This window comes from Bradyrhizobium lablabi (assembly GCF_018129385.1).
In the GTDB taxonomy this organism is placed as follows: Bacteria; Pseudomonadota; Alphaproteobacteria; order Rhizobiales; family Xanthobacteraceae; genus Bradyrhizobium; species Bradyrhizobium lablabi_C.
The window spans coordinates 121,840-135,085 of the sequence record NZ_JAFCLN010000019.1; the positions used below are offsets into that span (position 1 = coordinate 121,840).

The following is a 13,246-nucleotide window of genomic DNA, read 5'->3' on the forward strand; positions in this document are numbered from 1 at the left end:
AACCTATTGCCGCACCCCGCAAGCGCGCAGGCACCCGGTCAGGCAAGTGAAGCGATGGCGGCCGGATTACAACCACAACACCTTGCGGCGCAGGTCGAGATCGTCCCGCAGGGCCCTGGAAGGCCCTTGATGGATCACCCGGCCGCGCTCGAGTGCCACCGTGGTGTCGGACAGGGCGAGCGCCAGATCGAGATGGTGATCGACGATAACGATGGCGATCTCCCTTCGCAGCCGGTCAAAGGTCTCGAACAATTGCTCCACGACCGCGGGTGCGAGCCCTTCGAACGGCTCGTCCAGCAGCAGAACCCGGACGTCGCCGGACAGTGCGCGCGCCACCGCGACCATCTGCTGCTCGCCGCCGGAAAGATAATCTGCCGGACTGTTGAGCCGTTCGCGAATCCTCGGAAAATATTCGTAGATGCGCTCGCGCGTCCAGTGCACGCCGTTGCCGGTCTGCCGCTTCAGCGCACCGAGTTCGAGGTTCTGTTCCACGCTCATGCCGGCAAACAGTCCGCGGCCCTGCGGCACATAGCCGATGCCGAGGCGCGCGTTCTGGGCGGATGAACGGCCGACCAGTTCGGCATCGGCTAGCCTGATCGAGCCGTTCGAAGCCGGCGCGATGCCGATCAGGGTTTTCAGGAGCGTCGACTTGCCGGCCCCGTTGCGGCCGAGCAGGGCGATGATCTCGTTCTCATGCAGGTTGAAACTGACGTCGTTGAGGATATGGCTCTTGCCGTAGAAGGTATCGACATTGGCGATGCTGAGCAGCGGACTGGCGCCGGCGGCGGTTTCGCGCGGCCGGGCGGCGACTGCCGTGGCGCCGGAGCCGATATATACCTCCTGGACCTTTGTGCTGGCGCGGGCATCTTCCACCGTGCCGTCGAGCAGCACCCGGCCTTCGTTCATGACCGTGACATGGTCGGCGAGCTGGAACACCCGGTCGATGTCGTGCTCGACCAGCAGCACCGGCAAATCGGAGGAGATGCGCTTGATAATGGCGCCGATGCGCTCGCGTTCCGCGGCGGCAAGGCCCGCGAGCGGCTCATCCAGCAGCAGGATGCGCGGCGCTGTGGCCAGCGCAACGCCCATGTCGAGCAGGCGCTGTCCGCCATAGGACAGCGTGCCAGCTTCGGCCTTTTCGATGCCAGCAAGACCGAGATAGCGGATCGTCGCGTCCGTCTCGGTGTTGATCGCCTCAATCGACAGCGCATTGGCGAACGGATCGAAGCGGCGAGGGTGACGCGCCTGCACGGCAAGGCGGATATTCTCGCCGACGCTGAGTGCCGGAAACAGATTGGTGATCTGGAACGATCGGCCGATGCCGGCGGTCGCGATCTCTTCCGGTGTGTGGCCGGCGATCGGCCTGTCAAGCAGCGACACCGTGCCGTCGTCAGGCCGGTACATGCCGGACAACAGGTTGAACGCCGTGGTCTTGCCGGCGCCGTTGGGCCCTATCAGCGCATGCAGCGAGCGGTCGGCTATCGATATGTCGACGTCCTGCACCGCTTTGATGCCACCAAAGCTCTTGGCCATGTGGCGGGCCGCGAGCACCGGGCCTTCAACGTGTGAAACAGGGCGCAGGAATTCGGGCAACGGCAGTACTTCAATGCGCCGCGCCGCCATCGCGGCGTCTTCAACGACCTTCTTGCGGAACGGCGCCGTCAACCGCTCGCCGACCCCGACGAGGCCGGTCGGTGAAAACACGATGAAGCCGACGAACACGAGGCCGAACCAGAGCAGCCAGTTCTCGGTGTAGATTCCGAGAAATTCACGAAACAGGATGAAGAACAGCGCGCCCAGCGCCGGCCCGAGGAAGCTTCGCATGCCGCCGATCACGACCATCGCCAGCAATTCACCGGAGAACGCCACCGAGATCGGGTCCGCCGAGGTCATACGGTTCTGGAACAGCAGCAGGATGCCGGCAAGACCGGTGATCCCGGCTGACAGCACAAACCCTGCGAGCTTGTAGCGGTTGGTCGGATAGCCGAGGAAACGCGCGCGCTGTTCGTTTTCCCGGATGGCGACCAGCACGCTGCCCACGGTCGAATTATGGAAGCGCCACAGTACGATCAGGATGAAGAAAGCGATCGCCGCCACGAACCAGTAGTAGTTGGTCGAGGATTCCAGGTTGAAGCCGAACAGCGGCGGCCGCGTGATGCCGCCGAGACCGTTCTCGCCGCCGGTTACATCGGTCCATCGAAACGACACCGCATACAGCATCGCCGACAGCGCCAGAGTCAGCAGCGAGAAATAAACGCCGCGCCGGCGCAGGATCAGGAAGCCGAAGGCGGTGGCAATGATCGCGACAATGACGATGCCAATGACCGCTGGGCCGAAAAACGAATCGTGTATCCAGTTGCGCTGTAGGAGCGCCGCCGCATAGGCGGCGAGGCCGAACCAGGCGCCGTGGCCGAATGAGACCAGACCAGTATAGCCGACCAGAATATTGAGTGCCATGCAGGCGATGGCGTAGATCACGACTTCGGAGGCCGATGTCATGGTGAGGCCGAGCGACAGCAGCAGGTAGGGTAGCGCCAGAAGTCCGGCGCCAGCGATCAGCAATGGAATGGGCAGGCGCGTTGTCATCGCTCTGCCTCACTCGAACCGGGTGATGCGTTCGCCGAACAGGCCACGCGGCCGGAACAGCAACACGAGCAGCATCAGCAGATAGATCGCGGCGGTGGATGCGGCGGAATAGCCGATGCCGACCATCACGCCCTTGACGAGGCCTACCAGAAGCGCGGCGGCAACGACGCCCCAGAACGAGCCGAGGCCGCCGATCACGACCACGACGAAAGCGGGCGTGATGATTTCCTGGCCCATCGCGGGATGGATTGAATAGATCGGAGCGAGCAGCACGCCGGCGAGGCCGGCAAGGCCGATGCCCAGTGCGGCTACCGCGGACATATAGGGCTGCAACGAGATGCCGAGCGCGCCGACCATGTCGGGGTTCTGCACACCGGCCCGCACCACGCGCCCGAATGCGGTCTTGTTCAGCAGCAGCCAAAGACCGGCAATGCAGGTCGCTGCGATGCCGATCAGGACGACACGATAGAATGAGTAGATGAAGCTGCCCAGCGCGACCTGTCCCCGCAACCATGGCGGAATCGAGTAGGACAGCGGGGCCGCGCCGAAGATCATGCGGAGCAGCTGTTCCGCCACCATCGCAAGCCCGAATGTCATCAGCAGCGAAAGGATGGGGTCGGCACGGTAGAAGCGGCGGAACAGCGTGCGTTCGATGACCATGCCCAGCAGTGCAACCGCGACAGGGGCCGCGACGAATGACCCGCCAAACCCGACATAGGGCGACAACACGAGGGTGAGATAGGCACCGATTGCATAGAAGGCGCCGTGCGCCAGATTGACGATGCCCCCAAGCGAGAAGATCAGGGAAAGGCCAAGCGCGATCAGGAGATAGTAGACACCGTCGAGCAGTCCGTTGAGGACTTGCTGGGTGAGCAACATGGCAGACATGTCTGGGTCCCCAAAGAGAATGGCCGGCTTTCAGCCGCCACAGCCGACGCCGTCATTCCGGGGCGGTGCGAAGCACCGAACCCGGAATCTCGAGATTCCCCGATGCGCAATTGCGCATCTGAGGTCTGGTCCTCCGGACCATTCCGGAATCACCGACCGACGGTCAGCTCGGGAACACGCAGCTGTTTTCTTCCTTGGTCGCTGCGATCACTTCCAGATCTTCGTTCGGGCCCGGTACCGGCGGGCTCGACGCGAAGATATCCCACTGGTTCTTGATCTTGTCGGCGGGCAACGCGGTGACCGCGTACATCTCGTGCATCAATTGGTGATCCGAGCCGCGGAAGTAGCCCTGCCGGGTCTTGAGTACATCGAACTTCGCGCCCTTTTCGAAGTGTTCGATGATTTTCGGCGACTCCGCCGATTTCAGCTCATTGACGGCCTGCGCCACGATCTTGGTTGCGATGTAATCGCCCCAGGCCTGATTCTCCGGCGGCTTGTTGTATTTCTTGGTGAAGGCGCCGACGAACGCCTTGGTGCCGGGCGTGTCGATCAGGTGATGCCAGACAACGGGCCACGTGCCGACGAAATTGCCCTTGCCGGCTGCCCAGGCCAGCGCGGTATCGAAGCCGAACCCGCCGACCGGGAATGTCAGGCCGAACTCCGCATATTGCTTGAGGAAGTTGGTGATCTGGTTGCCGGCGAGATTGATCACGACCAGGTCGGGCTTGGCCTCTCGGATCTTCAGCAGATAGGCCGAGAAGTCGGTGGCATCGGTCGGGACAAGGTCGTCGCCGGCAAAATTGCCGCCATTGGCTTCCATGAAACGCTTGGAGACCTTGAGCAGGTCGTGGCCGAATGCGTAGTCCGCGGTCAGCGAGTACCACTTCTTGCCCTTGACAAGACCGTCGCGCAGGAACGAGCGGCCGACCGTCTTCACATACATCGAGTTCTGCGACTCGACGTGGAACATGTAGCGCTGGCAATCCTTGCCGCGAAGCGCGTCCGAGTTGCCTCCGGTATTGATGAACAGCGTCTTGGTCCGCGAAGCAACCTGCGCAATCGTCAGGCACGAGGCCGAAGAGATTTCGCCGATGATGCAGGTGACCTTGTCGCGCTCGATCATGCGCTCGGCCTTGGTCGATGCGGTCTGCGGGTTGACGGAGTCTTCCTTGAGCAGCTCGACCTTCTTGCCCATCATGCCGCCGGATGCGTTGATCTCTTCCACCGCGAGATCGATCGCCATCACGGCGTATTCGCCGAGCGGCCCGAGGAAGCCGGTGCGCGGGGTCAGATGGCCGATGCGGATGACGTCGGCGCTCTGGGCGCGCAGAATGGCGGGCGCGGAAATTCCCGACACAAGGGCAATGCCGCCGGCCGTCTTCAACAGGCTGCGGCGCGTAAATTGATTGTTGGACATGAGCGTTAGTCTCCCTGAGGCAGCCTTCAACTGCTGTTTTTCTTTTCGGCAATCGCCGCGCTCATTCTGAGGGAGCGCTCTGCCCGTTTGCCGTGATCGTCGATCGGGACCAAGACTTGCAAAGGAGAGGGCCGATGTCGAGTCTTTCTCGGTGAAATAGGTCACCCTGCACGACGAAGGGCAGATGCGGATCGCCTTTCATGTCGCGGCCGGCTGGCTAAATCGCAGCACGCCGGAGCGCAGACCGGTGGCGATGCGGGCAGGTCGTTCTTCAAGTCGAGTCCGTAACGAAATTCGGTCTCAATGAGGCATTGTCGGCAGCGGCGCCCGGATACGATCCGAGAAATCTGCCGCGCCATCTGCCGCCCGGGCCGTCTCATTGATCAGGGAGCGCCGCCGCAATTCGCCGAACGGCAGGGCCGTGTCGATCCGGCCCGAAAGATAGAGGTAGCCGTCGATCAGACCGTTGAGGATATGGCGGATGTCGAGCCTGCCGACCCGGCCGGCGGCGTTCGCGTAGCGGATGATGTTGATCGTGCAACTGTTGGTGAGCAGGTGATAGAATTCGGGGTGATCGGCGAGTTCGTTGATCCGCGCGAGATAGACCAGAAGCAATCGGCGCGCATCCTCGGCCGAGGTGTTGAGCCGGTAGAGGTAAGACGGCTCTCCCCGGTAGTTGGTGCGCACGCGCACGATGTCGCGCTCGTCGCCGACCACGTAGATCAGCTCGAATTGCTTGAACAGGGAGGCGATCGGCGCAAAACCTTCGCCCACCTCCGGCCGCGTTTCGATGGAGATGCTCAGCGGCGGCGCATTGTCGAAAATGAAGCTCACGAAGGTATGCGCGACCGGCCCCTCGGCGAAGTACGATATGTAGAAGTCGAGCGCGACGAGGTGCGACAGCAGGATTTCACGCTCCTCGTAGCGCACCGTGAAATCGTTCCGCGAGCGGTAGTCGAAGTTGCGCACGCCCGTCAGGCGCACGCGGTCGCCGTCGATCACGGCCCGCGGCATCACCGCGACTTCCGGACGCCAGTTGCGATGGTTCGAGGGAGGAATCGCGAGCCACCAGACCACCACGCCGAGAAACAGTCCGGCCGCGACAAAGGACATGCGCCGTTGCCGGGAAAACCACAGCGCCCAGATCGCGAACGCTGCAAAGGCGGCCGCCAGTCCGATCCGCAGTTCGATCCACGGCAGATTGGAATAATAGATCGCCAGCGTGGCCCACAGCAGTGGCACGGCCAGGCAAAGAAAAACGATGGCAGCGATCAGCCAGCGAACTGATCCGGACAGAAGTCTGCGAAGCGAACCCATTGGCTCCTTCCGCTGTTCAAGCCTGGTAGGGCCATATGCACCGGCAGGATCAGCCGGCCGGTGTGCGGTTCACGACGAACAACAGGAAACGTACACCGGCCGCACTTCACTTGTTAAGGGCATTCCGACGGATTTATATCCTGTTTGAATTTTTCGAATTCGCCTTAAGCTGGCGCCGGCATTGAGCCGCCACGTAGAACCCGATACTGTCGCAGATCCTTCGTCAGCCCCGCCGATAGTCCAGCCCCCAAGAGGTGTCTATCATGACTGCGATGTCTAAACGGGTCTTCGTTGCCGCAACTTCACTTATCGCTCTGGGACTGACGGCCACGGTCCATGCCCAGGGCAGTCGCCCGGAAGCCGCGGGCGCGACGTTGTTTCAGAATGTGCGCATCTTCGACGGCAAGGGAAGCTCGCTGTCCGCGCCGTCCAATGTGCTGGTCAAGGGCAACATCATCGCACAGATTTCGGCGTCGCCGATCGCCGCCGAACAGGGCGTGGCGGTGGTTGCCGGCGGCGGGCGCACATTGATGCCCGGCCTGATCGACGCGCATTGGCACGCGATGCTGGCGCGCACGACGCCCGCGCAGTCGTTCGGTGATGTCGGCTACAACAACCTCCAGGCCGGCGACGAAGCCACAGACACCCTGATGCGGGGTTTCACCACCATTCGCGACGTCGGCGGGCCGGTATTTGGTCTCAAGCAGGCCATCGATGAAGGCATCGTCAAAGGCCCGCGCATCTATCCCTCCGGTGCCATGATAACAGTCACGAGCGGGCACGGGGATTTTCGCCAGTTGACCGATCTGCCGCGAACGATCGGCGGCATGCTCACCCGCATGGAGCAGATCGGCGGCGCCCTTGTCGCGGATAGTCCTGACGAGGTGCGGGTGCGCGTTCGCGAACAACTGATGCAGGGCGCCTCCCAGGTCAAGTTGACGGCGGGCGGCGGCGTGTCGTCGCCCTTCAGCCCGATCGACGTGACCACCTTCACCGAGCCCGAACTGCGCGCCGCGGTCGAGGCGGCCGAGAACTGGGGGACGTACGTCGTCGCCCATGCCTTCACGCCCGCGGCGATCCAGCGGTCCATCGCCGCCGGCGTCAAGTGCATCGAGCACGGCACCCTGATGGACGAGGCCACCGCCAAACTGATCGCCGAGAAGGGTGTCTGGCTCAGCCAGCAGCCGCTTCCCGACGCCCTGAGGACCGGCTTTCCCGAGGGCTCGGTGCAGCGCGCCAAGGCGGACGAGATCTGGCCCGGCATCGCCAGATCTTACGAGCTGGCGAAGAAGTACAAGATCAAGACGGCATGGGGCACCGACGTGCTGTTCTCCCGCGCGCTGGCGCAGCAACAAGGGGCGATTCTTGCCTCGCTTGTTCGCTGGTACACTCCCGCCGAGGCGCTGGTCATGGCGACATCGACCAACGCCGAGCTGCTGGCATTGTCCGGCAAACGCAATCCGTATCCCGGCAAGCTCGGCGTCGTGGAGCAGGGCGCGTTTGCCGATCTACTGCTGGTCGACGGCAATCCGCTGGAGAACATCAACCTGATCGCGGACCCGGCGAAGAACTTCAAGGTCATCATGAAGGACGGCAAGATCTACAAGAACACGCTTGGCAATTAAATCCGGCGGCGGCGACAAGGTAATCGATGTCCGGATCGGAGTTTCTGTAACGGCTCGCCGCGGGGCATGGCCAGACTTTGGCGGTTGCGGCCATCCTTCGAGACGCGCGCGATGCGCACTCCTCAGGATGAGGTCGGAGGGCCGTGCAACAGTGCTAGACCCTCATGGTGAGGAGCCCGCAAAGCGGGCGTTTCGAACCATGCAGGCCGAGCACGTTCTCCGTCTTTCAAGTGTCATATGCGATAGCCTTGGCTGTCGCCGAGAGTTAGATCTCCGAAAAATGCAGTGGGAGCCGGAATCGGCGCGTGCTATCTGGTGCGCGCGCCAGGCTCCTTGCGCTCATCTGCAAGTTGTTGGAGGAATCCATGACCAGACGTGTTCCCAACGATTTCAACGGCGACGGCATGAGCGACATCATTTGGCGCAACGACGCCGGCATCGTGCAGATATGGGACATGAACGGCGCCACGATTCTCCATGCCACCTCGCTGAGCATGGTACCCGGCAACTTGAATATCATCATCGAAACCGGCGACTATTACGGCGACGGCAAGGCGGATTTGCTCCTGCGCGACAATGTCGGCGACACGCGGATTTGGAACATGAACGACGGCACTGTCGTCAGCAACGACTTGATCGCTGTGATCCCGGCGAGCGACTATGAGCTTTTGGGCTCGGACGACTTCAACAACGACGGCAAGACGGATTTGCTCTGGCGCCACGATTCCGGCCTCACGCAGATTTGGAACATGAACGGCGGCACGATCGTCAGCACTCGCTCGCTCGGTCCGATCCCGGCAAACTGGAAGGTTGAGCGGACGGGAGACTTCAACGGCGACGGCATGACGGATCTGCTCTGGCGCAACGATTCCGGCGACACGCAGATCTGGAACATGAACGACGGCACGATTGTCAGCACCCGCTCGCTCGGCGTGATCCCGTCAAGCTGGACGGTTGAGGGGACGGGAGACTTCAACGGCGACGGCATGACGGATCTGCTCTGGCGCCACGATTCCGGCGGCACGCAGATTTGGAACATGACCGACGGCGCGATCGCCAGCACCCGCTCGCTCGGCGTGATCCCGGCGACCTGGAAGGTTGCGGGCACGGGGGACTACAATGGCGACGGCATGACCGATCTGCTCTGGCGCCACGATTCCGGCTTCGTGCAGATGTGGGAGATGAACGACGGAGCCATCACCCAGGCCACTTCGCTGGGTGTGGTCCCGACCAATTGGCAAATCGTCGCGCCCGGCAGCAACGGTGCCGTCACCGGCGCATCCGTCTATGAAGTATTGACCGGCACGGGCCAGGCAGACGCCGTCAGCGGCAGCGTTCATATTAGTGACTACCAGTTCCTGGCATGATGCTTACTCCAGCGCCAGGCTCCTTACGTTCATCGGCACATTGTTCGAGGAATCCATGACCAGACGTGTTCCCAACGACTTCAACGGCGACGGCATGAGCGACATCATCTGGCGCAGCGACGGCGGCACCGTTCAGATTTGGGAGATGAACGGCGCCACAATCCTGAATGACAGCACGCTGGGTGTCGTACCGACCTACTGGAATATCATCGGAACTGGCGACTACAACGGCGACGGCACAACGGATCTGCTCTGGCGCGATGCTTCTGGTGCCAGCACTCAGATATGGAACATGCACGACGGCACGATCTCAAGCACGCGCGACCTGGGTTTTATCCCGCCGAACTGGAAGCTTTTGGGGTCCGACGACTTCAATAACGACGGCAAGGCTGATTTGATCTGGCGCAACGATGCCGGTGCCACGCAGATATGGAACATGAACGATGGCACGGTCGTCAGCACGCGCTCGCTCGGTGTCATCCCGTCGAACTGGAATTTCGAGGGCAGCGGGGATTTCAATGGGGACGGCAAGACCGACCTGTTGTGGCGCAACAGTTCAGGCGTCGCGCAGATCTGGAACATGGACGACGGCACCATCCTGAGCACTCGGTCGCTCGGCGTAATCCCGTGGAACTGGAAGCTTGCCGACACCGGCGATTTCAACGGAGACGGTACAACCGACCTGTTGTGGCGGAACGGTTCCGGCGTCACGCAGATCTGGAACATGAACGACGGGGCGATCGCCAGCACCCGTTCGCTTGGCGTGATCCCGGCAGTCTGGAAGGCTTCGGTAGGAGACTATAACGGCGACGGCATGGCGGATCTGATCTGGCGCAACGATACGGGCGCAGTCGCCATGTGGGAGATGAACGACGGCGCTATCACCCAGGCCACTTCGCTGGGGGGAATGACGTACAATTGGCAGATCGTCTCTACCGGCAGTGGCGCCACATTTGCCGGCACATCCGGCAATGACGTGCTGGTCGGCACCGGCCAGGCCGACAACATCACCGCATTGGACGGCAATGACACGCTGCAGGGCCTTGGCGGCAACGACGACTTGAATGGTGGCAACGGCTTCGACCGTGCCGTTTATTCGGATGCAACCGGCCCCCTGAGCATCAAGCTGGCCATCGAGAACATGCAGCGGGGCACAGTGACCGGAACCAGAGTTGGGTCCGACACCCTCCGCAACATTGAAGCGGTCACAGGCAGTGCCTTCAACGATGTGTTCGATGCCAGAGGATTTGCAACATTTGTAGGCATGACCGGCCTGCCCGGCGTCGCTGTCGGCCAAAACGCGTTTGAGGGCGGTGGCGGCGATGACACGGTTATCGGTCTGGTCGTTGAGTATGGAAAGACCATGCAGGCCCTCACGCGGGTAGAGTATTTGACCGCCGCCGCCGCCGTGACGGTGGATCTTGCTGCTTACACCGGTCAGGGTACGGCAGTTGGCGATGTGGCCAAGGTCGGGCACGACACGTACGGCACCGCGTTGCAAGGTGTGTATGGTTCGGCCTACGACGACACGCTCTACGGCAGCAACAACGTTAGATTCACATTTGAAGTCTTTGCTGGCCGGGGTGGCAACGACTTCATCGACGGCCGGGGCGGCTACGACATGGTCGTCTACGACGACGACCCATCGACCACAACTGGCGTGACGGTTCAACTTGCCGCGGGCACGGTGACGGGCGATGCCACGGTCGGCACCGACACACTTCGCGATATTGAAGCCGTGCGGGGCACCAGCTTTGCCGACCTGTTCGATGCGACCGGCTATGGTGCTTCCGGAGCGTTGAACGTGTCTTCCTCTATGGGCTCCTTCAATGATTTCGCCGGAGCTGGAGGTAACGACACCATCATCGGCAACGGCAACACGCGCCTGAATTTTCAGCTCGCGACGGCGGGCGTTACGGTGGATATGGAGGTTAGCGCCGGCACGGCGATCACGGTCGCGGGCACCGCCAGCGGAACATCCGAGGGCACCGACACCTTTACCGGCGTCAATGCGGCGCAGGGTTCGATGTTCAATGACACCTTGCTGGGCTCGAGCTACGACAACCAGTTTCTTGGTCTTGGCGGTGACGACTTCATCGATGGCCGCGGCGGATTCGACACGGTCAGCTATAACAACCTGACCATGACCACCGACGGTGTTACCGTGAACCTGGCCGCCGGCACGGCAACCGGAAACACCTCGATCGGCACCGATACACTGCGCGACATCGAGGCCATCCAGGGCTCTACGTACGACGACACGTACGATGCCACCGGCTACGGCCTCGCCGGGGCGGCGAACGTCTCCAGCGGCGGCAGCGACTTCAATCAGTTCGAAGGTCTTGGCGGCTCCGACCGCATCACGGGGAACGGCAATACTCAGGTGCTTTACACTACGGCGACGGCCGGCATCACCGTGAAGTTCTTCGCTAACGGCAGCGGATTTCAGAATAATGTCGACACTAACCCGGTGGGGGTGGGTTCAGACACTTTCGTCCGCGGTGTCAATTCGGTGGTAGGCGGCAACTTTGGCGACAAATACGATGCCTCGGAATGGGAAAACGCCTTCAATTCATTTCTGGGCAATGGCGGCAACGACACCATCACCGGCAACGGCTTCACCCAAATCTTGTACAACAACGCCACCGGTGCGATTGATGCCAACCTCGCGACCGGCATCGTGGCGGGGGGCGACGCTTCGGTAGGTCTCGACACCATCACCGGCGGCGTCAACAGTGTACTCGGTTCCGACTTCAACGACCTCATTGCCGGCCGGTCAATTACCGACATCCTCGATGGAGGTGGAGGCGACGACACCATCAAAGGCGGCGGCGGGGCCGACATGCTCACCGGCGGCGCAGGCGATGATAACTTCGTGTTCGTATCGGGTGCCACAGCCGGTGCGACCATCACCGACTTCACCGGCAACGGCGCCTCCGCCGGCGATACGCTCGAATTCCACGGCTTCGGCCTCGCGGCCGATGGTGCAACCCTGACGTTCATTTCGGGTACCCAGTGGCAGGTTCATTCCGGGCTGGATGGGCATAACGAAATCATCAACATCACCGGCAGCGTTCATGTCAGTGACTACCAGTTCCTGGCATGATGCTTCTTCGGCGATGACGACGCGATCGGCAATTTCCGGGAATGATCACGCGTGGGTTTGCGCATGCCGAGTGGATTCCTGAGCCGCGGGCTGCGCTGAATCGAGCACGGCATCGTATAGATTATCGCGCGCGATCATCTCCAGAAGGTCACCGGCGAGCCGGGTCACGCTCGAGCCCATGGCGGCAGCGCGAACTTTCAAGCTCGCCAGGGCTTCGTGGCTCAGCGTGAGCGTTTCGCCGCCGCGAAGCCCGATCCTTTTCCGTTCGCGCAGGCTGATACCTGCGTTGGAGCATCGTACCTTCAACGTACTCTGTTTGCAGCCGAGCCGTTCGGCAATCTCGGCTTTGCCCATCCCTTGCGCGATCAGCGCGGGGATGCCGGCCAGAACTTCCGGGGTGAGAATGGCGCGCGGGGCCATGAGGCGGTCTCGACGGTTGGTTTGCACGGCTCGGATAGTGCGGAGCCGTCACGGGAAAATTCTCAGCGTTGTAAAATTGGGTACTGACACACGGCCACAGCGGACCTCGCGGTTTGGTAGCAGCCCGCGACCTCAGGGTTCAAACAGCCGGCCGGATAAATGCCAATTCCGACATTACGGGACGCTGGCAACCACATTAATGTTTGGAAAGCTGCGACAATCTGACGGCGGGGGCAAGTTAATTCTGATTTTCAGAATCAATGTCAAGCCCCTCGAGTAAAAATATTCCGCTTGTCAGTTTCGGCAAATCAGAATTATAACAGCGCCACCTCATCCCCGAGGAGGGGCGTTGGCCATCGCCACCAAACGTTGGGATGAGATGCGGTGGACGCGGGCGGCGTGCTTGACGAAGCGCTGATCGCGTACGGCGAAGTCGTGTGGTCCTGGCGCCGCGACGCTGGCGCTAAGTCGGTGGCATTTTGCTGCCGGCGATGGTGACAACAAGCCCGCTCACCAGGGA

At 61.8% G+C, this 13,246-nt stretch carries 8 protein-coding genes; 3 read left to right on the top strand and 5 right to left on the bottom strand.

Annotated elements, in window-relative coordinates; all coding sequences use genetic code 11:
• Nucleotides 1-66: 66 nt before the first annotated feature.
• The 4 genes from JQ628_RS28030 to JQ628_RS28045 all read right to left on the bottom strand — a co-directional run bounded on the left by JQ628_RS28030 (nt 67) and on the right by JQ628_RS28045 (nt 6,208).
• Nucleotides 67-2,586 (bottom strand): branched-chain amino acid ABC transporter ATP-binding protein/permease, encoded by a 2,520-nt coding sequence (locus JQ628_RS28030; RefSeq protein WP_212227799.1) that lies wholly within the window; start codon nt 2,584-2,586, stop codon nt 67-69.
• A 9-nt stretch (nt 2,587-2,595) separates the two neighbouring features.
• Nucleotides 2,596-3,474 (bottom strand): branched-chain amino acid ABC transporter permease, encoded by an 879-nt coding sequence (locus tag JQ628_RS28035; RefSeq protein ID WP_212227801.1) that lies wholly within the window; start codon nt 3,472-3,474, stop codon nt 2,596-2,598.
• Between the two features lie 163 nt (nt 3,475-3,637).
• Nucleotides 3,638-4,891, bottom strand: a complete 1,254-nt coding sequence (locus JQ628_RS28040) for an ABC transporter substrate-binding protein (protein WP_212227803.1) — start codon at nt 4,889-4,891, stop codon at nt 3,638-3,640.
• A 300-nt stretch (nt 4,892-5,191) separates the two neighbouring features.
• On the bottom strand, nt 5,192-6,208 hold the full coding sequence (locus JQ628_RS28045) for an Lnb N-terminal periplasmic domain-containing protein (protein WP_212227806.1): 1,017 nt from the start codon (nt 6,206-6,208) through the stop codon (nt 5,192-5,194).
• A gap of 263 nt (nt 6,209-6,471) precedes the next feature.
• Between JQ628_RS28045 and JQ628_RS28050 the strand changes: the two genes are divergently transcribed.
• The 3 genes from JQ628_RS28050 (at nt 6,472) to JQ628_RS34790 (ending at nt 12,306) form a co-directional block, all read left to right on the top strand.
• Nucleotides 6,472-7,833, top strand: a complete 1,362-nt coding sequence (locus tag JQ628_RS28050) for a metal-dependent hydrolase family protein (protein WP_212227808.1) — start codon at nt 6,472-6,474, stop codon at nt 7,831-7,833.
• Between the two features lie 365 nt (nt 7,834-8,198).
• Complete coding sequence (locus JQ628_RS28055; RefSeq protein ID WP_212227810.1) at nt 8,199-9,200, top strand: FG-GAP repeat domain-containing protein; 1,002 nt, start codon at nt 8,199-8,201, stop codon at nt 9,198-9,200.
• A 55-nt stretch (nt 9,201-9,255) separates the two neighbouring features.
• Nucleotides 9,256-12,306, top strand: a complete 3,051-nt coding sequence (locus JQ628_RS34790) for an FG-GAP-like repeat-containing protein (RefSeq protein WP_212227812.1) — start codon at nt 9,256-9,258, stop codon at nt 12,304-12,306.
• A gap of 45 nt (nt 12,307-12,351) precedes the next feature.
• On the opposite strand, the gene JQ628_RS28065 is transcribed toward JQ628_RS34790, so the two are convergent.
• Nucleotides 12,352-12,726 (bottom strand): hypothetical protein, encoded by a 375-nt coding sequence (locus JQ628_RS28065; protein ID WP_212227814.1) that lies wholly within the window; start codon nt 12,724-12,726, stop codon nt 12,352-12,354.
• Nucleotides 12,727-13,246 lie beyond the last annotated feature (520 nt).

Excerpts from the sequence above, each read along its gene's own strand:
- JQ628_RS28030 (WP_212227799.1), bottom strand. The coding sequence starts at position 2,586 with ATGACAACGCGCCTGCCCATTCCATTGCTGATCGCTGGCGCCGGACTT.
- JQ628_RS28035 (WP_212227801.1), bottom strand. The coding sequence starts at position 3,474 with ATGTCTGCCATGTTGCTCACCCAGCAAGTCCTCAACGGACTGCTCGAC.
- JQ628_RS28040 (WP_212227803.1), bottom strand. The coding sequence starts at position 4,891 with ATGTCCAACAATCAATTTACGCGCCGCAGCCTGTTGAAGACGGCCGGC.
- JQ628_RS28045 (WP_212227806.1), bottom strand. The coding sequence starts at position 6,208 with ATGGGTTCGCTTCGCAGACTTCTGTCCGGATCAGTTCGCTGGCTGATC.
- JQ628_RS28050 (WP_212227808.1), top strand. The coding sequence starts at position 6,472 with ATGACTGCGATGTCTAAACGGGTCTTCGTTGCCGCAACTTCACTTATC.
- JQ628_RS28055 (WP_212227810.1), top strand. The coding sequence starts at position 8,199 with ATGACCAGACGTGTTCCCAACGATTTCAACGGCGACGGCATGAGCGAC.
- JQ628_RS34790 (WP_212227812.1), top strand. The coding sequence starts at position 9,256 with ATGACCAGACGTGTTCCCAACGACTTCAACGGCGACGGCATGAGCGAC.
- JQ628_RS28065 (WP_212227814.1), bottom strand. The coding sequence starts at position 12,726 with ATGGCCCCGCGCGCCATTCTCACCCCGGAAGTTCTGGCCGGCATCCCC.